The 21,693-nt window shown below is 42.3% G+C and carries 22 protein-coding genes; 14 read left to right on the forward strand and 8 right to left on the reverse strand.

The window, feature by feature from the left end; all coding sequences use genetic code 11:
* Window positions 1–255: 255 nt before the first annotated feature.
* Together B4J50_RS07065 and B4J50_RS07070 are read left to right on the forward strand one after the other, a co-directional pair.
* A complete protein-coding gene (locus tag B4J50_RS07065; protein WP_286933968.1) occupies window positions 256–1,620 on the forward strand; it encodes an HD domain-containing phosphohydrolase in 1,365 nt (454 codons plus the stop codon).
* Window positions 1,621–1,710: 90 nt separating this feature from the next.
* Window positions 1,711–2,178, forward strand: a complete 468-nt coding sequence (locus B4J50_RS07070; protein ID WP_286845960.1) for a hypothetical protein — start codon at window positions 1,711–1,713, stop codon at window positions 2,176–2,178.
* 9 nt (window positions 2,179–2,187) lie between these two features.
* Here B4J50_RS07070 and B4J50_RS07075 read toward each other — a convergent pair whose 3' ends face one another.
* Window positions 2,188–4,824, reverse strand: coding sequence for an ABC transporter substrate binding protein (locus B4J50_RS07075; protein ID WP_286845959.1), 2,637 nt, complete (start codon window positions 4,822–4,824; stop codon window positions 2,188–2,190).
* On the reverse strand, window positions 4,797–6,992 hold the full coding sequence (locus B4J50_RS07080) for a Tex family protein (protein WP_286845957.1): 2,196 nt from the start codon (window positions 6,990–6,992) through the stop codon (window positions 4,797–4,799). The genes B4J50_RS07075 and B4J50_RS07080 overlap by 28 nt, the downstream gene beginning before the upstream one ends.
* A 108-nt stretch (window positions 6,993–7,100) precedes the next feature.
* On the opposite strand from B4J50_RS07080, the gene B4J50_RS07085 reads away from it, so the two are divergent.
* The 5 genes from B4J50_RS07085 to B4J50_RS07105 all read left to right on the forward strand — a co-directional run bounded on the left by B4J50_RS07085 (window position 7,101) and on the right by B4J50_RS07105 (window position 12,289).
* Window positions 7,101–7,715, forward strand: coding sequence for a metallophosphoesterase (locus B4J50_RS07085; protein ID WP_024822675.1), 615 nt, complete (start codon window positions 7,101–7,103; stop codon window positions 7,713–7,715).
* Between the two features lie 177 nt (window positions 7,716–7,892).
* A complete protein-coding gene (locus tag B4J50_RS07090) occupies window positions 7,893–8,153 on the forward strand; it encodes a stage V sporulation protein S (protein ID WP_024822674.1) in 261 nt (86 codons plus the stop codon).
* A gap of 205 nt (window positions 8,154–8,358) precedes the next feature.
* Complete coding sequence (hisS, locus tag B4J50_RS07095) at window positions 8,359–9,627, forward strand: histidine--tRNA ligase (protein ID WP_024822673.1); 1,269 nt, start codon at window positions 8,359–8,361, stop codon at window positions 9,625–9,627.
* 33 nt (window positions 9,628–9,660) lie between these two features.
* The gene (aspS, locus tag B4J50_RS07100; protein WP_024822672.1) at window positions 9,661–11,475 is read left to right on the forward strand and encodes an aspartate--tRNA ligase; all 1,815 of its coding nucleotides are present in this window, start codon (window positions 9,661–9,663) and stop codon (window positions 11,473–11,475) included.
* A 115-nt stretch (window positions 11,476–11,590) separates the two neighbouring features.
* The gene (locus tag B4J50_RS07105) at window positions 11,591–12,289 is read left to right on the forward strand and encodes a metal-dependent hydrolase (RefSeq protein ID WP_024822671.1); all 699 of its coding nucleotides are present in this window, start codon (window positions 11,591–11,593) and stop codon (window positions 12,287–12,289) included.
* Here B4J50_RS07105 and B4J50_RS07110 read toward each other — a convergent pair.
* From B4J50_RS07110 to B4J50_RS07120, 3 genes are all read right to left on the reverse strand, one after another.
* Window positions 12,286–13,152 carry a MurR/RpiR family transcriptional regulator gene (locus B4J50_RS07110; RefSeq protein ID WP_024822670.1) on the reverse strand — a complete coding sequence of 289 codons (867 nt, stop codon included), beginning with the start codon at window positions 13,150–13,152 and terminating at the stop codon, window positions 12,286–12,288. The two genes, B4J50_RS07105 and B4J50_RS07110, sit on opposite strands and share 4 nt — an antisense overlap.
* Before the next feature lie 99 nt (window positions 13,153–13,251).
* Entirely contained in the window at window positions 13,252–14,202 is a 951-nt protein-coding gene (locus B4J50_RS07115) for a radical SAM protein (protein ID WP_024822669.1), read from the reverse strand.
* A gap of 10 nt (window positions 14,203–14,212) precedes the next feature.
* A complete protein-coding gene (locus B4J50_RS07120) occupies window positions 14,213–14,581 on the reverse strand; it encodes a helix-turn-helix domain-containing protein (RefSeq protein ID WP_024822668.1) in 369 nt (122 codons plus the stop codon).
* A gap of 172 nt (window positions 14,582–14,753) precedes the next feature.
* Between B4J50_RS07120 and B4J50_RS07125 the strand changes: the two genes are divergently transcribed.
* Both B4J50_RS07125 and B4J50_RS07130 read left to right on the forward strand, forming a co-directional pair.
* Window positions 14,754–15,653 (forward strand): LysR family transcriptional regulator, encoded by a 900-nt coding sequence (locus B4J50_RS07125; RefSeq protein ID WP_286845947.1) that lies wholly within the window; start codon window positions 14,754–14,756, stop codon window positions 15,651–15,653.
* 18 nt (window positions 15,654–15,671) lie between these two features.
* Window positions 15,672–16,154, forward strand: coding sequence for a YbaK/EbsC family protein (locus B4J50_RS07130; protein ID WP_024822666.1), 483 nt, complete (start codon window positions 15,672–15,674; stop codon window positions 16,152–16,154).
* A gap of 43 nt (window positions 16,155–16,197) precedes the next feature.
* On the opposite strand, the gene B4J50_RS07135 is transcribed toward B4J50_RS07130, so the two are convergent.
* Window positions 16,198–16,623 carry a PPC domain-containing DNA-binding protein gene (locus B4J50_RS07135; protein ID WP_024822665.1) on the reverse strand — a complete coding sequence of 142 codons (426 nt, stop codon included), beginning with the start codon at window positions 16,621–16,623 and terminating at the stop codon, window positions 16,198–16,200.
* A 101-nt stretch (window positions 16,624–16,724) separates the two neighbouring features.
* Between B4J50_RS07135 and B4J50_RS07140 the strand changes: the two genes are divergently transcribed.
* Window positions 16,725–17,483 (forward strand): sulfite exporter TauE/SafE family protein, encoded by a 759-nt coding sequence (locus B4J50_RS07140; protein ID WP_024822664.1) that lies wholly within the window; start codon window positions 16,725–16,727, stop codon window positions 17,481–17,483.
* A gap of 41 nt (window positions 17,484–17,524) precedes the next feature.
* Here B4J50_RS07140 and B4J50_RS07145 read toward each other — a convergent pair whose 3' ends face one another.
* Both B4J50_RS07145 and B4J50_RS07150 read right to left on the reverse strand, forming a co-directional pair.
* Window positions 17,525–18,514, reverse strand: a complete 990-nt coding sequence (locus tag B4J50_RS07145; RefSeq protein ID WP_024822663.1) for an asparaginase — start codon at window positions 18,512–18,514, stop codon at window positions 17,525–17,527.
* Between the two features lie 99 nt (window positions 18,515–18,613).
* Entirely contained in the window at window positions 18,614–19,276 is a 663-nt protein-coding gene (locus B4J50_RS07150; protein ID WP_024822662.1) for a lactate utilization protein, read from the reverse strand.
* 154 nt (window positions 19,277–19,430) lie between these two features.
* Between B4J50_RS07150 and B4J50_RS07155 the strand changes: the two genes are divergently transcribed.
* Genes B4J50_RS07155 through B4J50_RS07170 form a run of 4 tightly spaced genes read left to right on the forward strand, consistent with a single transcriptional unit; the run spans window position 19,431 to window position 21,688 of the window.
* Entirely contained in the window at window positions 19,431–19,724 is a 294-nt protein-coding gene (locus B4J50_RS07155; RefSeq protein ID WP_024822661.1) for a sigma factor-like helix-turn-helix DNA-binding protein, read from the forward strand.
* A gap of 32 nt (window positions 19,725–19,756) precedes the next feature.
* Entirely contained in the window at window positions 19,757–21,109 is a 1,353-nt protein-coding gene (gene ffh / locus B4J50_RS07160; protein ID WP_024822660.1) for a signal recognition particle protein, read from the forward strand.
* A gap of 55 nt (window positions 21,110–21,164) precedes the next feature.
* A complete protein-coding gene (rpsP, locus tag B4J50_RS07165) occupies window positions 21,165–21,440 on the forward strand; it encodes a 30S ribosomal protein S16 (protein WP_024822659.1) in 276 nt (91 codons plus the stop codon).
* A 2-nt stretch (window positions 21,441–21,442) separates the two neighbouring features.
* Window positions 21,443–21,688, forward strand: coding sequence for a KH domain-containing protein (locus B4J50_RS07170; RefSeq protein WP_024822658.1), 246 nt, complete (start codon window positions 21,443–21,445; stop codon window positions 21,686–21,688).
* The last annotated feature ends 5 nt before the right edge of the window (window positions 21,689–21,693 follow it).

Below are 21,693 nucleotides of genomic sequence, written 5' to 3' on the forward strand. Positions count from 1 at the left end.
AAAACCATATTTCATTTTATAAAGGCAAAATTGTAAGCTGTCTAGTAAGAGCGAAAACCAAACAGCTAACGACTTTATCGCGCTATTTAGCGCTATGTATGTTTTTTCTGGGAGTTCCTAATGAGGCATCATTCCAGGGTAATGTTATACTATTTAATAGGATTTGGACCCGTTATTGTAATTATAGAGGTGCTGTACATATTTTCTCTTTGAGCGAAAGCTTCCAATTTATCTAGAGAGGTACTGGTTAATTACATGATGGATCGTGAGAAGGCTCTTTTAAACAGTCTCTTTGATAATATTGAGGATGCTATAGTGCTAGTGAATGCGCTGGGGGCAATACAGCGTGCCAATGAAGCTTTTTTGAAGCTTTTTCAGTATGCTACGCATGAGCTTTTAGACCAAAATGTTATCGACATTGTAGTTCCAGATTTTTTTAAGAGACGAGCGGTCTCTATAGCTCGAAGCATCAATAGAGGAGATGAATTTGCGAGAACTATTGTGCAGTGTGTCCGCAAGGATGGAACTTTCTTCCCTTGTGAGTTCTCTGTGGTTCCTTTTTTTTCAGGCAAAGATGTGGAGAGTGCATTCTTAGTTTTTCACAATTTAACACGTGAACATGATAGAGACGAACAATTATATTATGCTATGACCGTGGTGAAAGAAAGCTCCGTAGTTTTGTTTCGTTGGAAAGCAGAGGAAGGTTGGCCCGTAGAGTATGTTTCTGAGAATATAAGCCAGTGGGGGTATACTCCGGTGGAGATTAAAGGAGAGAAAGGTCCTTTCCTCTCCATCATTAAAGAGGAAGATCGTCAAAGGATACTTCAGCAGGTTCAGAAACACGAAGAAGCTGGGGATGAGGAATTTTCTCTGGAATATCGCATTGTAACGAGAGACGGGAAGAACATCTGGGTGGATGCACGTACGACAGTATTGCGAGATAAGAAGGGGAAAATCATTTACCTCCAAGGCACAATATCTGATGTCTCCTTTCGAAAAGAGGTAGAGCTTGCCGCCTCGCAAAATTTCAGTAAAGTTTTACGGGCTTGGGAGCAGACTATAGGAGTTATGGCGCTTATAGCGGAGAAGAAAAATCCTTTAACTTTGGGGCATCAAAAGAGGGTAGCGATTCTCTCTCGTGCTATAGCGGAAGAATTGGGGTTGCCTGATGAGGAGATTGGAAATATAGAGAAAGCTGCTTTAATACATGATATAGGAGAGGTAGAGATTCCCTCGGAGATTTTAAGTAAACCAGGTCCTTTGAACGAGGTGGAATATAATCTTGTTCAAACCCATGCAGAAGCAGGATACATTATTCTTAGCCGCATAGAGTTCCCTTGGCCCTTGGCAGAGACTGTGTATCAGCATCATGAACGTCTCGATGGTTCTGGGTATCCTCGAGGTTTAAAGGGAGATGATATATTGTTGTCTGCCCGTATCATAGGGGTAGCAGATATAGTGGAAGCAATGTGCTCTCATCGGCCATATAGACCAGCTCTTGGTTTAACAGAAGCTCTAGAGGAGTTGGATCGGTTAAAGGGTTCGGCTTTAGATCCTCAAGTAGTAGATGCTTGTGTCTGCCTTTTCAAGAAAAAGGGGTTTAATATAACGATCGAATAAAAGTAGACACCGCGAGAAATACGGTTGTTTTTCATGAGATTCTGGTTTATAAATGCATGGCAGAATAGAACTAGAAAGGAGGGGTAAGGAGTGACGCGAAAAGAAAAGTTTTTTTGGGGTATGTTTGTCTTTTGTTTGGCTATATTAATTGTGGCGAGTCAACCTATATTTGCGGAGCCTCGGGATGTTCGAGTAGATTTAGGTGCAGATGAGAACAAGCTGAGGTGGTATATGGTAAAGGTTGATGAGCTTGATTCAATGCCTCTCACTACAGTAAGAGTTTATTATGCAGCGGCGGCTGGAAAGAAACAGATGGTGGAGGCGTTAGTAGCAGAAGCTGGTTTGGAGGAAGCTAAAGCTCAAACCTTGTATTTTAGTGAATATGATTATGTTTTTAATTCTGCAGAGAAAAAATATGCTATTAAAGCAGCTCGTCATTACGATACAGGAGGGAACCATCTTTTTGGAGCAGACGTTAGCTTTGAAGAGTTGCAGTGGATGGATTCGACAAAAGGCTCTATACCCTCCAAAGCATTAGAAGCATATACAAAGCTTTAAGCGTTTTTATTACAAGGGAGAAGATCTAGAGTTGGAAAATTCAAAGTGCTCTTCTCTAAATAAGTTTACGCAGCATGATACGACAGAGGGGTCATAAAGATGTCCAGCTCCTCTGTCGATTTCGTCTAAAGCCTTTTCTATAGCGTAGGGACCTCTGTGAGGACGAGGGGATGTCATAGCTTCCACCACATCCGCCACTGCAATAATCTTTGCCTCTAACAGTATTTGGCTGTTTTTTAGTCCCTCAGGGTAACCAGATCCATCCAGCCTTTCGTGATGTTGAAGGACTATTTCAGCTACAGGCCATGGGAAATGAACTTGTTTCAGCACATCAAAACCAAATCGAGGGTGCTGTTGAACGATTTGATATTCTAGCGAGGAGAGCTTTTCTGGTTTTGTAAGAATTTCGCTCGGGATATACAATTTCCCCAAATCGTGAACGAGGGACGTATTATAGACTGCTTCTTGGATAATGGAAGAACATCCCATTCTCTTTGCTATAGCAAGACTCAGTTGAGCGACTCGTCCTTGATGGCCGGAAGTGGTATGGTCTTTCATTTCTATAATATGGCCGATAGTAGCAATAGTAGATTGAAATGTCTCTCTCAATCTGGAGATAGTATGGAGCAATTCATCTTGTGTTTCTTTCTTTTTATATGTTTCTCCGATGGTGCTTGCAAGCACTTCGAGAACAGAAGTGTTAATAGAAGCCCACGTGTGAGTTGTTTCTTGATAGAGAAGCATAAGAACCCCATTTCTGTTCTCTCTTGTTTTGAAAGGGAGGGCAGTAGCATTTAGGCCGGAGAGAAAACTATTCTCTATTGGAAAAGTGACAGGGATCTCTTTTTTTATATATTTAATGTGTTCTTCTTTAAAAGAAAATGTAAAAAAATCCGAGGGCGTTCCCTCATAAATAGGAGAGAACCACTTTTTCCCAATGTGAAATACGTTTGGAGCCTCTATTTTACTTTGATATAATCCACATCCTAACAAACCTAAACGTTTCCCTATTTCCTGAAGGGCATTTTGTATAGCATTTTCAAAATCCCTGGAAAGAACAAGTTGGGAAGAAACGGTGGAGAGGAGAGATTCCAGGTGAAATTGTAAGGCCAAAGCCCTTTCCTGCGCTTTTTTACGGGTTAGATCTTGAAAAAGTAAAAAAGCTTCTTTTTCCCCACTCAATCTCTCCACAGGAAATCCACTCATAGAAACAGGCAGAGGAGTTCCGTCCTTTTTATTCTGGAACCGCTCTATGTTTTTGAAACGTTTATTTAGGGATAATTTTACGAGCTCAGATGTTTTCTGTACTCGTTCTTCAGATGTTGAGATATATTGAGCGAGATTTTCCCCTTGAATAGAGCCCTCCTTATAATTAAACATTTTGCAAAATTCCTTATTGACTCTTGATATATATCCTTCCCCATTTAAAAGAACGATTCCTTCAGGTGCCCCTTCTATAAGTCCGCTAAGAGATTCTTTGTTCTCCACAAGAGCGGCATTAACATGGTGGCGGTGCATAATTTTACTGAAAAGGAGAATGCTCAAAGTACCTAATGTAGCTATAACAAGAAGGTTAGCTACGATGAAATGGTAATGTTCCTTAATTTCCTCTAAAGGATCATTCACTATAGTACTGTTGCTGGGGAGTTGCGATGTGGAGATGCCGAACTTTTTTATCTCGCGATAGTTAAAAAGCCAATGTATTCGTTGAGATTCTCGAATGGGAATATCCTTAACAGCCCGTCCAGAAAGAATTTGTAGCACCATCTTTGCAGCTGTATGGCCGAACTCTTCTCCATGATTGATAGGGCCTCCGAGAACTCCATTAAGCAAAGGGACTCCGTCTAAATGAGAGTAAATAGGAAAATCCCCCATAGAACGGATAATATTTATTCCTTCCTGTAGCGCACAGTTTTCTCCCTGGATGTTTAGAAAATAAGACGTAATGATAATAACTGTACTTTTGCTTTCTTCTGAAAGAGCATTTTTTAATAATTCAAAGGTAGGGGAGATAAGAAATAAAGACTCGATATAATCTTTTTGCCTCGTTAAAATTTCTTTGAGCTGTTGAACATCTTTTTCTCCCGCCGTTGTTGTATCCCCAATGACAATAATTTTTTTGACGGTAGGATGTAACCGCATAATAACATCCACCATTGCTAAAAAAGGTGTATGTTGAGCTGTACCGGTGTAATTCCTCAAAAGGGGTTGCTGGATAGGTGATTTTATATTTCGAATCCCTGTAAAGACTATGGGTATGCCGGGGAAAATCTTTGGTCCATAAAGAGAAAGAAAATTGAAAGCTTCATCACCAGAACACACAATAGCTGCGAGAGGAGTTTGAGAATATTTTATGGGGTAAAGTTTGCTTAAAGAAGGATAGAGCTTTTGAGAAGATAGCCGTCGGGAATCCATGTACTCTATGTAGGGTGTTGTTTTAATTGAGGCATTATGAAGCGAGGTTAGGATACCCTTGATAACACTGTCGGTCCAAGGGTATCCCTTATGGTAAGAGTCGAGAATTAAAATAGGAACTCCACCCTCATTTTCTCTAGAAAAGACGCCGAAAGGGCACAACACAAGAGAACAAATACAAAAGAAACATATCCCTGCTCTTTTTAAGGCTTTTTCCCTTGCTCGTTCCATGGATGGGGCTCCACCTGCCTTATCAAGTCACTTTTTTTCATGGATAGAGAGATTCTTTTCCTCTCTATATCAAGTGCTATCACCATAACTTCAACCCGTTGGCCTGGAGAAACAACTTGCTGGGGAAATTTTATAAAATGATCGGAAAGGGCACTTATATGGATAAGCCCATCTTGATGGATGCCAATATCCACAAATGCTCCAAAAGCCGTGACATTTGTAATAATCCCCGGTAAAATCATCCCTTTTCGTAGATGCGATATATCCGTTATATCTTCAGCAAAAACAAAGCTGTCAAACTTTTGGCGTGGGTCACGCCCGGGCTTTTCAAGTTCAGCCATTATATCTTGTAAAGTTGGGAGCCCAATTTTCCCTGTAACGTACCGATCTAAGCATATATTTTTGCGAAGTTTGTTGTCTGTTATGAGCGCATGGATAGTAGTCTCCAAATCTTGAGCTATTTTTTCTACGAGTCCATAATTTTCTGGATGAACGGCACTCGCGTCAAGAGGGTTGTTCCCTTCAGGGATACGAAGAAAGCCCGCACTTTGTTCAAAAGCCTTAGGGCCTAAACGAGGGACTTTTTTCAGATCTTCTCTTGTTTGGTATAAGCCGTTTTCTTCTCGATATCGTACAATATTTTCTGCGAGTTGAGAGCCTACTCCAGAAACAAAAGTAAGAAGTTCTTTACTTGCAGTGTTAACGTCCACTCCAACAGCATTAACACAGCTGGCTACCACATCGTCAAGAGCCTGCTTCAATGCTTTGGAGTCTACGTCATGCTGATATTGCCCGACGCCTAAAGAGCGAGGATCTATTTTGATAAGTTCAGATAACGGATCCATTAAGCGTCGTCCTATAGAGATAGCTCCTCGTACTGTTACATCATAGTCGGGAAACTCCAGTCTTGCAATTTCAGAGGCTGAATATACAGAGGCTCCACTTTCGTTGACCATTGCAATAATTGGTTTCTTCGGAAAAGATATGTTTTGTATGAAACTCTCTGTTTCTCTTCCTGCGGTTCCATTCCCGATTGCAATGGCCTCAATAGAGAAACGTTTCATCATATCTAGGACCTTTTGAGCAGATTCTTCTTCCCGTTTCTGTGGGGGGTGAGGAAATATTGTCTCTGTGTGAACAAGCTTTCCTTGACGGTCAAGGCACACAACTTTGCATCCAGTCCGAAATCCGGGATCGATAGCGAGAATATTCTTATGTCCGAGAGGAGGGGCCATGAGTACTTCTCTGATATTCTGAGCGAAAACGGTAATAGCCTGTTCATCAGCCTTTTTTTTAAGGGCATTTCTCAGTTCTGTTTCCATAGAGGGGGCAAGAAGCCGTTTATACCCATCCTCTACTGCTTTTTCAACAATTTTACTTTCCTCATTTTGAGAGCGTACGAAGTGTTTTTTTATCTCCCGTAAGCAACGGTCATCTTCTGGGCGTATTCGTAGAGTTAAGTACCTTTCTTTTTCCCCTCTGAATAAGGCTAAAATACGATGGGATGGAGCGGCAAGCGCTTTTTCCTTCCATTCGAAATAGTTTTGGTATTTTATCCCCTTTTCTTCCATCCCTTTTGCTACAGATGATACAACTATACCTTCTCTTACAAAAATGCGGCGGATGCACGAACGTGTCGCCCTATCTTCACTTATTTTTTCGGCCAGAATGTCCATAGCCCCTTGTAGGGCTTCGTCAACGGAGTTGATGCCCTTCTCTGGATCAACGTAATCCTGGCTATAAGAAAAGGGAACCCCTCCCTCTTGTTTCAGGATTTTTTCAGCGAGAGGAGCCAAGCCTTTCTCTGTGGCGATGCTGGCACGTGTCCTTCTCTTAGGACGATATTGAAGGTAGATGTCTTCGAGAACTATAAGATTGGGAGCCCCCAAGATAGCTGTTTTAAGTTCTTCCGTCAGCAGCTCTCGTTCAGAAAGAGATTTTAGGATAGACGTTCGACGTTTCTCCATTTCCATAAGCTCGTTCTTTTTATCTCGAATGCGAACTATCATGACTTCGTCAAGGCTGCCTGTCGCTTCTTTCCTATATCGGGCGATGAAAGGAATAGTACAACCTTCGTCTAAAAGAAAGCTGACAGCTTCTACTTGAGATACAGAAATATCCAGTTCTTTTGCTATGGGAAACGCCGTATTTGAAGTTGATGCCGACATCTTCTTGTTCCTCCTATACTCTGCTAACTCTTTGTATGGTACCATGTTTTCCTAGTTACAATTTGGTATAAAAGTGGTAAAATTTCAAATAGTCTAGAGGTGATGTGTATGGGAACATGGAAAAAAATTGTTTTTCAGCTGTTTGATATGCTCTATATTCCTGATGATTTAACGCATCTGAAGAATAGAGCTTTTTTGCATGTTTCCGATACCCCATCATCGTTCTATCCTGTTCTTAAGAGGCTTATTAAATTCTTTAACCCTCGTGCTGTGATTCATACAGGAGATTTGGCGGATGAAATAAAACTTGGCTTATATCCTTTCTCCTTACCACAGTATTGCCAGAAATTATACTCTCTAGCCCCTATTCTGGAAGAGGATGGAGAACGAGATGTTATTATAGTGTTAGGGAATCATGATAATGGAGAGAATGTAAAAAAGGTTTTTAAACGTAGTGAGACGGTAAAATGGAGTGGTAAGGTGACTCTTAAAGGATTACACTTCAATCTCAGCCATGATTATAAGGGGTTACCTCGGAGCAGTGGTGCATTAAATCTTTTCGGGCACGACCAATACATGCCAGAATGTGTTGGCAGGGAAATATATCTTAATGGTTTACTTTCTATTCATCTCATAGATCCTGATGAGGGGAAAGTTTATCATTTGCCATATCCTAGATTTGTGGATCAAAATCGCCTTCTGCGGAGAAAAAGAGGATTATAAAAAAATAATAGTTAATGAAACTATTGATTAAATTTCATCTTTCTTGTTGCTAAACACTTGCCAAAAGACTTACAATGCTACTATACTTGTTTCAAATAGTGAAACTTTTGTATTTTAAGCAAAAGAACAAGCACTTTACTATATTCTTGCGGCGCTTATCAAGGGAGGTCGAATTTTATGGAAGTTCTCAAAGTCTCTGCAAAATCGCAGCCCAAGTCCGTAGCAGGAGCCATAGCAGCTGTTCTTCGCGAGAAGGGGGCGGTAGAGGTCCAAGCTGTTGGAGCTGGCGCAGTGAACCAGTCGGTGAAATCGATTGCCATTGCAAGGGGGTATGTAGCTCCTAATGGGATTGATTTAATCTGTATTCCTGCTTTTGCGAAAATTGAGATTGATGACGAAGAAAGGACAGCTATCAAATTCCAGCTTGAATCTCGATAGTTTTTTGTTTTATGTGCCGTAGGAAACAGACAGGCGTAACGGCAGAATAAGGCCGTTGCGCTTTTCTTTTTTACCCCCCTTATTTTCCCACTGGAGAAATTTGCAGTGAGTGTTTATACTTACCTGCATAATGTATAAAACTACATAACGCTTACAATTGATATTTGATATATACACTATTCCTCATAAATAGGAGGTAGGCTTTATGACAGATATAAAGGCACCGAGAGGTGTGAGGGATATACTCCCTGAAGAATCGTGGAAATGGGCATATGTCTTGAAAACAGCATCTGAGGTGGCCAGGAATTTTAGCTACTCTGAGGTTCATCTGCCAATTTTTGAACAAACAGACCTTTTTGCCCGTGGTATTGGAGAAGCGACGGACGTGGTAGAGAAAGAAATGTACACTTTTGAAGACCGCGGAGGCAGAAGTTTAACGCTTCGTCCAGAAGCTACGGCTTCTATGGTCCGTTGTTATTTGGAACATAATATGAACGGCACTATTCAGCCGGTAAAACTATGGTGTGCTGGCCCGATGTTTCGATATGAGAGACCACAGAAAGGACGATACCGTCAGTTTTGGCAACTGGACTTTGAGAGCCTTGGCGCCTCCAATCCTATGGTTGATGTTGAGGTCATCGGTCTTTCTCTTGAGCTTTTCCATCGCCTAGAGTTGCAGAACTTGGAAGTAGTAATAAACTCTGTGGGGTGTCCTGAATGTCGTCCTGTTTATAGAGAGCGGCTAAAAGAGTACTTTGCTCCCCGAATGGATAAGCTCTGTAAAACCTGTCAAAATAGGTTTGAGCGCAATCCTCTCCGTATTTTAGACTGTAAGGAGGCCGGGTGTAAGGAGATAACAGAAGGTGCGCCAGATATCTATTCGAGCTTATGTGATGAGTGTCGTGAGCATTTTGACGCAGTCTTGCAAGGGCTTGATAGAATTGGTGCTCACTACCATATAGATAAGCGTTTAGTAAGAGGATTAGATTACTATACAAAGACGGCTTATGAAATTCTTTCTGGGGCTCTTGGCGCGCAGAATGCTGTGTGTGGTGGAGGTCGATATGATAATTTGGCCGAAACCATAGGTGGCGCAGCTACTCCTGGGGTAGGTTTTGCCGCAGGGCTTGATCGTATTATTCTCGTGATGGAAGAGCAGGGGTGTTCTTTCGGTTCGAGTCCGTCTTTGGATGTATATGCCATCGGCCTTGATATGGAGTCTCGTTTTGAACTTCAGAAGCTTGTTTCTGAGTTGCGTCACGCAGGGTTCTCTGCCGATATGGATTATCTTGAACGAGGAATGAAAGCACAGTTCAAATCGGCAGCGTCATCAGAGGCCTCTTTTGCCTGCATTCTTGGTGGAAATGAATTAGAGAAAGGTGTAGTGAATGTAAAGGACCTCAAATCAGGCGAGCAAGTAGAGGTCGATCAAAGTGCAGTTCTTGCATACATACAGGAAAAAATAAAACGATAAAAAAGCAATTTTGCATGCGTTGGAGGTAATAGAATGAGTAGCAGGTCGGATCACTTTGATGGTTTTTGGAAACGGACTCATTTCTGTGGTACCCTTGGCCTTGAAGAGGTAGAAAAACCAGTAATTTTAAATGGATGGGTTCGGCGCCGCAGAGATTTAGGCGGCCTGATTTTTATAGAGCTTTGGGATTATACAGGAGTTGTACAGGTTGTTTTTAATCCAGAGCTAGTCCCTCAAGTGCACGAGCGAGCGAAGGCTCTGCGTAGTGAATTTGTTGTTGGCGTTCGAGGAAGGGTTCAAAAGAGGCCAGAGGGAACAGAAAATCTCTCAATGAAGACCGGTCAAATAGAAATAGCAGTGGAAGACTTCCTTCTTCTATCTCCTGCTGCTCCTTTGCCTTTTGAAGTTTCTGAGGCTACAGACAAGGTAGATGAAAATCTTCGTTTACATTATCGTTATCTCGATTTAAGACGAGATAAGATGCAACGTAACCTTAGAATGAGGGATAAAATTATCCAATATACTCGAACATTTCTTTGGAGTCATCGATTTGTAGATATAGAAACACCAATGCTGACTAAATCGACTCCTGAAGGGGCAAGAGATTACCTTGTGCCCAGCCGTGTTAACCCGGGGACCTTTTATGCTTTGCCTCAGTCCCCTCAAATATTCAAACAGATTCTGATGGTAAGTGGTTTCGATAGATATTATCAGATAGTTAAATGTTTCCGAGATGAGGATTTACGGGCAGATAGGCAACCTGAATTTACTCAGATCGATATGGAAATGAGTTTCATCACGGAAGAAGATGTTTATGCCCTTATAGAAGAATATATGGCAGGGTTGTTTCAAGAGATGTTAGGTATCCATATCCCTACCCCTTTCCGAAGGATAGATTATTGGGAAGCTATGGATCGATTTGGCAGCGATAAGCCGGATTTACGAATTCCTTTCGAAATCCACGATCTTGGCAGTGTTTTTGAACAAAGTGATTTTGCACCCTTTAAAAATATTTTAACTAAGGGCGGATATGTTAAGGGATTGCCGTTGCCTGGCGGAGCGGCTCTTTCAAGAAAGAGTGTTTCTGAGATAGAAGAGAGAGCAAAGAAATTAGGAGCAGCCGGGCTTGCTTGTTTCCAGCTTAAGGAGGGACAATTAAAGGGGCCTCTTGTGAAATTCCTTTCCGCGGAACTGCAGCAGGCTCTTGTGGAGAAAGGTGACTTAAAAGAGGGAGATGCTCTTTTTGTTTTGGCAGATTGCGATAGAGTGGTCACTTCTACAGTATTAGGCCAACTTCGCTTGGATTTGGCCAAAGAACGTGATCTTGTACAAAAAGATGCGTGGGAATTCCTTTGGGTTATACACTTCCCTCTCTTTGAAAAAGACGAGGAAGAGCATCGTTGGGTAGCTGTACATCATCCCTTTACGTCTCCAGTGATGGAAGATATACCCTTGATGGATACAGACCCTGCAAATGTGCGATCCCGTGCGTATGACTGCGTCCTTAACGGAAATGAAGTAGGCGGTGGATCTATACGAATTCATGACCCTCAAGTTCAGGAGAAGGTTTTTGGATGCTTGGCTTTCACTCCGGAAGAGGCTCGTAAGCGTTTTGGGTTCCTTCTTGATGCTTTGAGCTTTGGAACACCTCCTCATGGAGGACTTGCTTTTGGTTTAGACCGTCTTGTAATGCTTCTTTGCGGAGCCTCTTCTATACGAGAAGTTATGGCTTTCCCGAAAACACAAAAGGCTCAATGTCTTATGTCGGGCGCTCCGTCAGATGTAAGCCCTGAGCAGCTTGATGAACTGAAAATAGAGAGCCTGGCTGATAGCGAAGACCAGGAATAGGGTTAAAAAAGGCCGGAGTACGAATGCTCCGGCTTTTTGTTTATACAGCTCTGTTGGAGAGGCACGCGGAAAGATTTAGCTGCATCCATGCAGAGCGAAAGGAGATGATGTAAAAATGGTACGACTTCGTTTTTTAGGCCATGCTGCTTTTTTGATTCTGGGTGAAGAATACAATTTAATTATTGACCCCTTCATATCGGGGAACCCGCAGGCAGCGTTGACTCTAGATGACTTGCCCCAAATCCATTATGTCTTTGTCACTCATGGCCATGGAGATCATTTAGGTGATACGGAAGAGATTTGTCATCGTTTCAAATCAACTGTAATTACGAATTTTGAAATTTCAAATTATCTGGGGAACCGAGGAATATCCTGTCATTCAATGCATATAGGCGGAAGATTTACTTTTCCTTTTGGCAGGGTAAAGTTAGTTCCAGCTCTTCATGGCTCTGATATAACTCTTCCTTCCGGCGCTATGATTCCCGGAGGAAATCCCTGTGGTTTCCTTATAGAAATAGAGGGGAATAAAATATACCATGCAGGAGACACCGGCTTATCTATGGAGATGCATCTGTTGAAAGACGAAAAAATAGACATAGCTTTACTTCCTATAGGGGGTAATTTTGTAATGGACCCATTAGATGCTGCGAAAGCAGTGGATATTATCCAACCTGCGATGGCAGTACCTATTCATTACAACACTTTTGACCTGATTCAGGCCGACCCTTCAGACTTTACGGCTCATATTACAGTGTCGACAGACGTAAAAGTGCTCAAGCCCGGAGAAGAGCTTCGATTGAGAGCGAAATGTTAATATCGTAACTCGTAGGTCGGATAGTAAACTCTTTCGTCATGAAGTCCCTCAGCCTGTTTTTTGAGAGCTTTTTCCCCCTCTTCTCCCATGTTGACTGCTAGTATAGACGTTAGTATATGAATGAGAAAAAGAGGACCGATAATAGAGCTTCCGAAGGTGGGGCTCATATCACTGGCAAAAAAAGATACGTCGGCGAATTTACAAACGGGAGCAGCCGGGCTGTCTGTAATGGTGATGATATGAGATTTTTTTTCGGAAGCGAACTTAACAGTGTCTGTTACCTCAATAACGTAGCTAGGAAGTTCACATACAATGAGAACATCGCCTTCTTCAACGGCCCGAGCTTGTTCTATAAGAGCCATTGATCCTCTTTTCATAAGAACCCCTTTCAGACTGAGTTCAAGAAGGCGAGTATAGAGGGATTCTGCTACAAGAGCAGATATTCCCCATCCCACGCTAAAAATGGTTTTAGCGTGGAGTATCATAGTACAAAATTTTTCTACCTCCTCAGCCCGTATCCTGTTCCATGTGTCATCGATGTTAGCGTGCTCTAGCCGATATATTTCTTGTGGCAAATTTTTGTGGCCGTTCATAATACGAGAGAGCATGGCTGAAGGGTTCACTTGTTGCAGTACGGTTTCTTTAAGAGCGTCTTTCAATGCGGCATAACCATCAAACCCGAGCATCCTTGAAACACGCACGAGCTGAGCTTTCGATACATCAAGTTTCCCTGCAACTTCTCCAATGGAGAGAAATGCAGCTTCTCTAGAATTGGCGAGAATATATTCTACAACTCTACGAGCTTTATTCGGCATCCCATCGACTTTTTGTCTCAATAGTTCCAAAAGCTGGATATCTGACATTAAACAACACCTCCATGGACCTTAACCATCATGCCAGAAATTGGGCTTGTGTACTAGAGTTTATTTCATAGGTTTGCTTTAGTCAATATTGAACAAAAGTTAGTATGGGGCTCTGTCCCATATGTAGACACGAGACCAAGCGTCTTCTGGAGTTAATCGTGTCTTTTCTGCCAATAAGTTCAAACCAAAGTTATGGTGTCCTTTAAGGAGAGAGATATTTTTTTTGCCAAGACCCCAAGGCCCATAAGGAGAGTTCTTTAGCAACGTCAAAACTAAAGATACACTTTTAGCAAATTCCCCAAAGGAAGGATGATGAGGGCCAGCTATTACGGCATCATTTAGGCTTCCTGTCTCCTGTAAACCTATTCGTTGTACGTGAAAGCCCAATTTTAAAGCATGGAATAAGAGGGTTCCAGCCCATAGTACTGCTTTGGAAAATGAGAGAGGGGTATATTTACCCTCTCTCATTTTTATTTCAAGGCGAGTATTTTTCAATACTAAACAAGGATAAATTCGAAGGGTCATATCTTTGGGCCCTTTGAGAAAAGCCAATTTTTGTAAATCTTCTATACTGCTTTGTATGCTTTGGTCGGGGAGTCCAATCATCATTTGTGCGCAAGCGGAAATGCCTGTATCTTGAATCATGGAAAGGGCGAGAAGAGCTTCTTGTGCTCTATAACCTCTATTGCAGTGGTCCAAAACATGGTTGTCAAGAGAGGATATTCCTAACTCTATCATAGAGATAGGGTATTTCTTTAACCAGTTAAGGAGGTCTCTATTCATACATAGAGGGTGAGTGGAAAATCTTACGATGCTTCCACAAGGGGCATCTTTAATTACTTCTAAATATTGCTCTTGTATATATTGTGGCTGGCATGTAAAACTTCCTCCAAAATAACAAAGTTCTACAGCAGAGTCTTCTGTCCCTAAAAGAGAGCGGACATGGTCTGGCGAGGGATAGGAATGCTCTCCAGTTATAGCCCCCTGATCGCAATAGACACAGCGATGGGGGCAATTTTTCATGGGAAGAAACACTGCACGCCGCTTCATTTTTTAAAAATCACGCTTCTTCTGTAACTTCTTTTTTTGCCCAAAATGAAATAGCAGTATCTATTAGTCCTCGTATAAAAAGAAGTTCCTTCTGATCGAGTTGTTTGCTTTTGTACCAAATCTCCAGATTCTCGTGGTTTTCTAGTACTTCTTCGAGATGTATTCTCCCAGAATCATCGGTGGGGCTTGCTTTAACAAGATCCGTCACCTCTACGGCGAGAGCTTGAGCAAGTCGTCCTAGAAGTTTCATCGATGGGAGTCTTCTATTGCTCTCAAGAGCTTGAATATAAATTCGACTCACGTCAGTTTTATCGGCGAGGGCCTGTTGTGTTAGATGTGCGGCCTTTCTTAAAGTTTTAATACGCGTTCCTAAACTCATAGAGTAAAAACCTCCAATCGGTATTGTAGTCGTATAATATATATAATAAAAACCGTGATTACAAGTAGTGGAAAATGTTGGACGATTCCCTTACTTGACTGAATTTACCTGCTGAATGATACTACAGGAAAGCTAAAAAGAAAGAGTGCATCTTATAGCTACGGCTAGATACATGAGAAAGGAGATTGGAGACGTGGATTTTAGACAGCTTGAAAGCCTTGTAGAGATTCTTGAAAAAGGAAGTATTTCAGGGGCAGCAGCTTCTCTTGGAATATCCCAACCAGCCGTAAGTAAGCATATCGCTAGACTTGAAAAGGAACTTGGCATCAAAATTTTTGTTAGGGGACAGAAGTGTTCCAAACTTACAGTGGAGGGCGAGATTTTATATGCTTTTGCTAAAAAAACAGTCTCTTCTCTAGGTGACATCAAAAGAGAAATGTCAGATGCTTCTTCCGAAGTGGCAGGTACAGTAACGATTAGCGCAAGTTCTATTCCGGGAGACTTTGTATTGCCGCCACTTTTAGTGGAATTTCATGAGAAATATCCCGCTATTGATATTGAGGTTTTTATATCTGATTCTCGAGAAGCAATAGAAAAGTTGGTAACTAAAGAAACAGATATTGCGGTAACTGGATTTAGCCGCAGTTCTTCTGGTTTTGAATCGTGCCCATTATGTAATGACGAACTTGTGTTGGTGGTATCTCCAACCCATCCCCTAGCTGGGAGAAAAACTGTCACAATGAAAGATCTTGATGAACTGGACCTGGTAGGGCGTGTAGAAGGGTCAGCTACAAGACGAATCTGGGAAGATGCTTACAAGGAATACAGCGGTGGTGATGAAAAAGAGGTTGGACTTTGTTTCGGTCATGTTTCCGCTGTGTTGAACGCTATAGAAGCGGGAGCTGCGGGAGGGATTGTATCGAAAATAGCTGTGGAAAAAAATCCTCGTTTGGTCCCAATTCCTTTTTCCCCAGCATTAATGCGCTCTTTTTATATTACCTATGGCACCATCTCTACTCGAGCAATGGAACTGTTGCTCTCTTTTTTACGGAAAAAGGCAGAGAATAAATAAAATCAGGAGGTGTAGCAGGTGTCTACTGGAGCGGACTTTGATCCTATAGACAGGGTTAAATCTTTTTTGGATAATCATGGCTATAAGGGAGAAATAAAAATAAGTCATGAGACGATTTTTACCGTTGAAGACGCGGCAAAGGCAGTTGGAGCTCCTGCAGAGCATATTTTGAAGACTTTGGTCTTATTAGCTGATGAAGAACCTGTTTTAGCTCTCATGTCTGGCCCTAACAAAGTGGATTTGAAGAAAATAAAGCAAAGGCTTTGTGTTCGAAAAGTTAAAATGGCTTCTCCCGACTTTGTTTATACTTACTCTGGATATAGAATAGGAGGGGTTCCGCCGATAGGATATGTAGAAAAGATCCCCGCCTTTCTTGACGAGGATCTTTTTCAGTACGATTTAGTTTGGGCTGCAGCTGGAACTGATCACGCCTTTTTTCCTATTTCCCCAGAGGAACTTATGGCAATTGCAGCAGGAGAAAAGGCAGACATAAAAAAGTAGCAGTACTTCCCTTTAACATTGCATATTGCATGTTTGGCTGAAGCTATAGTCTTTTTTCAGGGGCGAGTGCCTCAAACCATTCATCGAACTCTCTGTTTAGATAAATAGTTTTTAAGGGAACGAGGCATATCTCCAAATTGTGGTACGTAATTGCCCGAAGGATGTGCCCAGCAAGGCATGTGTGATCTGGGCGGCTAAGAACAGCGTGAATGTGGGGGTAAATGCCTTCTTTTTTGTAACTGATATTCCCCCCTAAGGCCGAGAGTTCCAGTACTTCGTTATAGGAAGCTGTCTCGTACTCTCGTCCGTTGAACCAGCCGAAAGTAACGCTTCCCACCATGCCTGCTGCTGATACAATTACTGCCGAATCTACATCACGTTCTTTGCAGACATAACTGATGGATCCATGGAGTTCTTCGCCATCTGTGAGTCTTATAACGATCATTTCGTCAGTGGCTGCATACTTCATTTCTTCACCTCCCGGTGGGAAATAGTTTCTTTTTGATTGTATCATGAAGTTGGAATTATTTTTAACTATAAATCTCGTATTACAATCGGAGCATAAAAAAGATGAGTTTATTGGGCGGATGTCTTTTATTTCTAGCAGGAGTAATTTCTGGTTTCGTAAATGTGACGGCAGGAGGCGGAAGTATGTTAACCCTTCCGCTCCTTGTTTTTTTAGGAATGGACATGAGTGTTGCCAATGCTACGAACCGCATTGGAATTTTGATGCAAAATATTGTGGCTTCCAGCAAGTTTTATAAAGAGAAAACTTTCACCCTAAGGGAAGCCTTCTTTTTTGTTCTTCCAGCATGTTTAGGATCTGTAGCAGGAACATTCTTAGCGTTAGAGTTGAATGAAGCAGTGTTAAGAATTGTAGTATCTATACTTATCTCTATTATGGCTGTTCAGCTTGTAATGAAGCCTAAAATGTGGGAGAGGCAGTTTCAGCGTAAAGTTCCCCCTTGGGTCCTTCAGATTGTTTTTTTCTTTATAGGGGTATATGGTGGCTTCATTCAGGCGGGTGTTGGTTTCTTCTTCATCTGGGCTTTAGCAGGCCTTGCCGGATACGACCTTTTACACTCTAATGCTATTAAAGTTGTCGTTATTTTAAGTTACACATGCATTAGTTTGCTTCTTTTTGCCTCGCGAGGACTTGTTCAGATAGGCGCTGGAGTGGCGATAGCTTTGGGAACGATGATAGGTGGTTTTATAGGAGCCAAATTTAGCCTCGTTAAGGGGAATAAGTGGCTCCGGTGGATTTTAGCTGTCGTAGTCTTTATTTCCGCCGGTAAGATGATATATGATGTCGTGTTCATGATTCGGTAAGAGAATAATTCAGCTGCCCTGAAGCCAGGGCAGCTGTTTTTTTACAAGTCAAGCAAATATTTTTGCAAATCGTTTCCTTTTAATCCTGCACCAAGAGCTACTGCTAGTTTCAATCTGGCTTGGACAGGTTTCAGGCTTCCGCCATCATAGGCCCCTAACTCGAGTAAACGGTCAAGGCTTCCTTCGAAAGTGTAAGAAGGACGGGTCCTCCCCTTTATGCAACGGGAAGTAATAACTATTGGAATATTGTCTCTTAGTATTTTCCGCAGAAAGGGTATCCATGACGGAGGCACAGAGCCGTCGCCAAATCCGGCTACTACCAATCCGTCTAGATCCTTTTCAGATGTTTCTGCTAGCAGCTTGAGGACAAGCTCTCCGCCACCTAAACTTGACGTAACAAGCTCTACGTTTCTTGCGGGGGCGAAAGAGCCTGCTAAGACCTTTCCCCTCTTATGAAGGCGAAGAATATCAATGTTTTTCCCCATAACTTCTCCTACTGGCCCTCGATCAGGTGCTAGAAAAGCATTTCTTCTATGATTTGCACTCTCTGTAATTTCTGATGCGGCAAAAAGCTGATCCTGCATACAAACAAGTACTCCAAGTCCCCAGCATTTTTGAGAAGAAGCAGCGATTACAGCTTGAGTGAGATTGAGCACGGCATCAGACCCGATCTCTTCATACGGGCGAGTAGCAGCTGTAAATATAACAGGCTGAGGATATGTCCACATAAGATCTGCAAGATATGACATCTCTTCAAGAGTGTCTGTACCACTGGAAACTACAATGCCGTCGATCCCATCTACAACCAATTTATTGAGAATCTGAACGAGGTCGGTAGTCATACGCATTGTGTAGTGACTGCTAGGTTGATGACTCCAGTCAACTAATATGATTTCAAAAGGCAAATCTTTTGGAAGCCAAGAAAGCATGGTCTCTCCACTTTTAGAGGACTGGCGGCTTGTTTCTTCTTCCCCCTTTAGGCTCATCTGGCCTCCAGCTACAACCAATGCGATCTTTCCTCTTTTGGGCATTAAGTCATCCCTCCTTAAGTTCGTTAAGTTTACACGAGAAATAGAAAGAATGCATTAATGCATTCATATGCAAAGGAGGGGGTGATATAGAAATGGTACTTAGTACCCAAGAGATTCCCCTACCACTATAACGTGAGTTTTTCGACCTGTTGTAGGTCGCTCAAGAATGAGAACAGCTCTGCATACTCGTTGAGGACTATCGCAGTTTACGCAATGGCCTACATGTGTACACGGTGTGTCAATGTGGAGTCGCGTTGCATTGGGAGGAGTGGCGTTATTTCGTATGCGAACCAACGCACTGTCTACATCTTTAGCTATTTTATTAATTCCTACTACGAAAATGAGGGTATTTGTTCCCCATGCCATGGCACTAACACGGTTCCCTGTTCCGTCTATATTGACGAGCATTCCATCTAGTGTCAGGGCATTTGAGCTTGTCAAAAAATAGTCGGATAAGAATTCTCGCTTGAGTACTTCGTTTTTTTGTTCTGGTGTTAAAGAAGGATCCCAGTGATGGGCGATAGTACAGCCGCGTTCCATTAATTTTTCCAGAGCGCCAATTTGCCTAATAGTCACACTGCCTGGAATTCCCACTGTCGTTTTTTCTGGAATGAGCTTGAGAACCTCTTCAAGAGCTTCTTCCTTGGTGTTGACAAATACGGCATTAAACCCTTTTGATGAAAGAGCCTTTACTGCGCTAAGCCCCAGTTGTCGGTTGCTAGCGTTTTGAGCAGCGATAAATGGATTTTTCGTATCAGACATAGTAACGCCTCCTTTTAAGCCCTTATAGAACTGAATAATAACTCTATGATTGCAAGAAAGAGGATTTTTGTCTAGACTTTATGTAAAGAAAAAGATCTTGACACCTATAAAGGAGCGACGTATAATCGCTCTGTTTTAAGAGGAGGATAATGAAATGGATGAGGAAGATCTTCTTGAACGACGGGTTTATTTGAACAAATTATACGATCTTTATTCGCCACTACTTACGGAAAAGCAGAGAGAGGCTTATGAATATCATGAGTTTTCTGATCTCTCTGTTTCCGAAATGGCGGAGCGCTTGGAAACCAGCCGTCAGGCAGCTTTCGATCTCCTTTCTCGAGCTCGATCTAGACTGAGTGAGTTAGAAGGACTTCTTGGTATCTGCAGTCGAATAGAGGAGCTCGAGAAGAGAATTCAGCGCCTGGAAGAACGATGCTGGGACAAATGATGTCCGCCCTTTTTGGTGGGAGGAATTGAACAATGTTTGATGCATTGAAAGAGCGTCTTGAAGCAGTATTTGACAAACTTAAAGGGAAAGGGAAACTTTCTGAAGAAGATGTAAATGCTGCTTTGAGAGAAGTGCGGCGAGCGTTGCTTGAAGCTGATGTGGATTATAAAGTAGTAAAGACTTTAGTAGAATCCATTCGCCAGCGCTGTGTTGGCCGAGATGTTCTTGAATCTATTACGCCAGGCCAGCAAGTTATAGCCATTGTTTATGAGGAACTTGTTAATCTCATGGGTTCTGAAGTTGCCCCTTTAGTGATTTCTCCCAAGCCACCAACGCTGTTAATGATGGTTGGTTTGCAGGGAAGTGGTAAGACTACGAGTGCTGTAAAATTAGCCAGGCGGTTGCAGAAAGGGCACAGCCCTCTCGTGGTAGCTTGTGATCTTCGCCGTCCTGCGGCTATAGAGCAGCTCAAGGTTTTAGCAGAACAAAGTAAAGTTGGATTTTATGGACCGAAAGATAACACTCAAGACGTTGTCAAAGTAGCAAAAGAGGCTTTGTCTTATGCAGAGGGTCACTTAAACGACGTTATTATTTTAGATACAGCAGGTCGTCTTCACGTAGATGAAGAGCTTATGGATGAGCTTTTCAAACTGAAAAGCAGCGTGCAACCTCACGAGATTTTATTGGTAGTAGATGCCATGACAGGTCAGGAAGCAGTGAAAGTGGCTTCCAGTTTCCATGAGAAACTCTCTCTCTCTGGGGTTATTTTAAGTAAACTTGATGGCGATGCTCGTGGAGGTGCCGCTCTTGCCATTCGCGCAACTACACAAGTACCTATTAAGTTTGCGGGGGTAGGAGAAGGAACAGAGGCCCTTGAGCTTTTTGACGCTAAACGTATGGCCCAGCGCATTATGGGTATGGGCGATGTGATGGGGCTGGCGGAAAAAGTTCAGCAAGTAACATCTCAAGAAGATGTAGAAAAGATTTCTAAAAGCCTTAAAAAAGATAAGCTGACTATGGAAGATCTGCTTTTACAGTTTGAACAGATAGAGAAGCTCGGTCCTCTCGACAAGGTTATTGATATGCTGCCCGGCTTCGGGAAAATGAAAGACCTAAAAAATGCTGAGCTCGACCCTAAACGACTTAAACAGTCGAAAGCTATTATCCAATCTATGACAATTGAGGAACGTCGAAATCCTCAAATTATTAAGGGGAGCCGACGTCGACGAATTGCGGAAGGTTCAGGGACGAGTGTCCAGATGGTAAACCAGCTTCTTAAGCAATATGATCAAATGAAACAGCTTTGGAAATATATGGGAAAGGGTAAAAAAGGATTCCATCTCCCGAAAGGTCTTTTCGGTGGTGGTGGAGGATTCCCCTTTTAGAAAAGGGTATAAATAGAAATTCTATTTTTTATGAAAACAGGAGGTGTCTTACTCTATGGCAGTTCGTATTCGCTTAGCTCGATTTGGGCGCAAGAAAAATCCATATTATCGGCTTGTAGTAGCTGACTCTCGTTCTCCGAGAGATGGGAGGTTCATCGAACTTCTTGGTACATACAATCCTATGTATGACCCTGCGGAGATTAAGATCGATGAGGAAAAAGCTCTGTATTGGCTGAAGAACGGTGCTTCTCCTTCTGATACAGCTCGTGGAATACTGAAAATGGCTGGTGTGTGGGAGAAGTTTGCAGCAGAACAGACTTCTGCTGATTAATGATGCCCAGCTATAAAGAACTTGTACAGTACATAGTGGAGCATCTTGTCACGGAGCCCGAAAAAGTTGAAGTTACATCTGAGGTGAATGACCGAGGTATTGTAATGGTCAATGTACGCGTTGCACCGGAAGATGTGGGGCGAGTGATAGGGAAACGAGGCGCAACGATCAACGCTATACGCCTAGTGGCTAAGGCTGCGGCTGTAAAGGCTAATGAGCGGGTAGAAGTGGATATTGACGCTGATTGAGGTGA

Source organism: Aminobacterium sp. UBA4908 (assembly GCF_002398115.1).
Taxonomy (GTDB): domain Bacteria; phylum Synergistota; class Synergistia; order Synergistales; family Aminobacteriaceae; genus Aminobacterium; species Aminobacterium mobile.

What these genes read in the sequence shown, in the direction of transcription:
- B4J50_RS07145 (WP_024822663.1), bottom strand. Translation starts at nt 18,514, where the DNA reads ATGCCCAAAAGAGGAAAGATCGCATTGGTTGTAGCTGGAGGCCAGATG.
- B4J50_RS07150 (WP_024822662.1), bottom strand. Translation starts at nt 19,276, where the DNA reads ATGTCTGATACGAAAAATCCATTTATCGCTGCTCAAAACGCTAGCAAC.
- hisS (WP_024822673.1), top strand. Translation starts at nt 8,359, where the DNA reads ATGACAGATATAAAGGCACCGAGAGGTGTGAGGGATATACTCCCTGAA.
- B4J50_RS07065 (WP_286933968.1), top strand. Translation starts at nt 256, where the DNA reads ATGATGGATCGTGAGAAGGCTCTTTTAAACAGTCTCTTTGATAATATT.
- B4J50_RS07135 (WP_024822665.1), bottom strand. Translation starts at nt 16,623, where the DNA reads ATGAAGTATGCAGCCACTGACGAAATGATCGTTATAAGACTCACAGAT.
- B4J50_RS07090 (WP_024822674.1), top strand. Translation starts at nt 7,893, where the DNA reads ATGGAAGTTCTCAAAGTCTCTGCAAAATCGCAGCCCAAGTCCGTAGCA.
- ffh (WP_024822660.1), top strand. Translation starts at nt 19,757, where the DNA reads ATGTTTGATGCATTGAAAGAGCGTCTTGAAGCAGTATTTGACAAACTT.
- B4J50_RS07105 (WP_024822671.1), top strand. Translation starts at nt 11,591, where the DNA reads ATGGTACGACTTCGTTTTTTAGGCCATGCTGCTTTTTTGATTCTGGGT.
- B4J50_RS07140 (WP_024822664.1), top strand. Translation starts at nt 16,725, where the DNA reads ATGAGTTTATTGGGCGGATGTCTTTTATTTCTAGCAGGAGTAATTTCT.
- B4J50_RS07120 (WP_024822668.1), bottom strand. Translation starts at nt 14,581, where the DNA reads ATGAGTTTAGGAACGCGTATTAAAACTTTAAGAAAGGCCGCACATCTA.
- B4J50_RS07170 (WP_024822658.1), top strand. Translation starts at nt 21,443, where the DNA reads ATGCCCAGCTATAAAGAACTTGTACAGTACATAGTGGAGCATCTTGTC.
- B4J50_RS07075 (WP_286845959.1), bottom strand. Translation starts at nt 4,824, where the DNA reads ATGGAACGAGCAAGGGAAAAAGCCTTAAAAAGAGCAGGGATATGTTTC.
- aspS (WP_024822672.1), top strand. Translation starts at nt 9,661, where the DNA reads ATGAGTAGCAGGTCGGATCACTTTGATGGTTTTTGGAAACGGACTCAT.
- B4J50_RS07080 (WP_286845957.1), bottom strand. Translation starts at nt 6,992, where the DNA reads ATGTCGGCATCAACTTCAAATACGGCGTTTCCCATAGCAAAAGAACTG.
- B4J50_RS07125 (WP_286845947.1), top strand. Translation starts at nt 14,754, where the DNA reads ATGAGAAAGGAGATTGGAGACGTGGATTTTAGACAGCTTGAAAGCCTT.
- B4J50_RS07115 (WP_024822669.1), bottom strand. Translation starts at nt 14,202, where the DNA reads ATGAAGCGGCGTGCAGTGTTTCTTCCCATGAAAAATTGCCCCCATCGC.
- B4J50_RS07110 (WP_024822670.1), bottom strand. Translation starts at nt 13,152, where the DNA reads ATGTCAGATATCCAGCTTTTGGAACTATTGAGACAAAAAGTCGATGGG.
- rpsP (WP_024822659.1), top strand. Translation starts at nt 21,165, where the DNA reads ATGGCAGTTCGTATTCGCTTAGCTCGATTTGGGCGCAAGAAAAATCCA.
- B4J50_RS07155 (WP_024822661.1), top strand. Translation starts at nt 19,431, where the DNA reads ATGGATGAGGAAGATCTTCTTGAACGACGGGTTTATTTGAACAAATTA.
- B4J50_RS07085 (WP_024822675.1), top strand. Translation starts at nt 7,101, where the DNA reads ATGGGAACATGGAAAAAAATTGTTTTTCAGCTGTTTGATATGCTCTAT.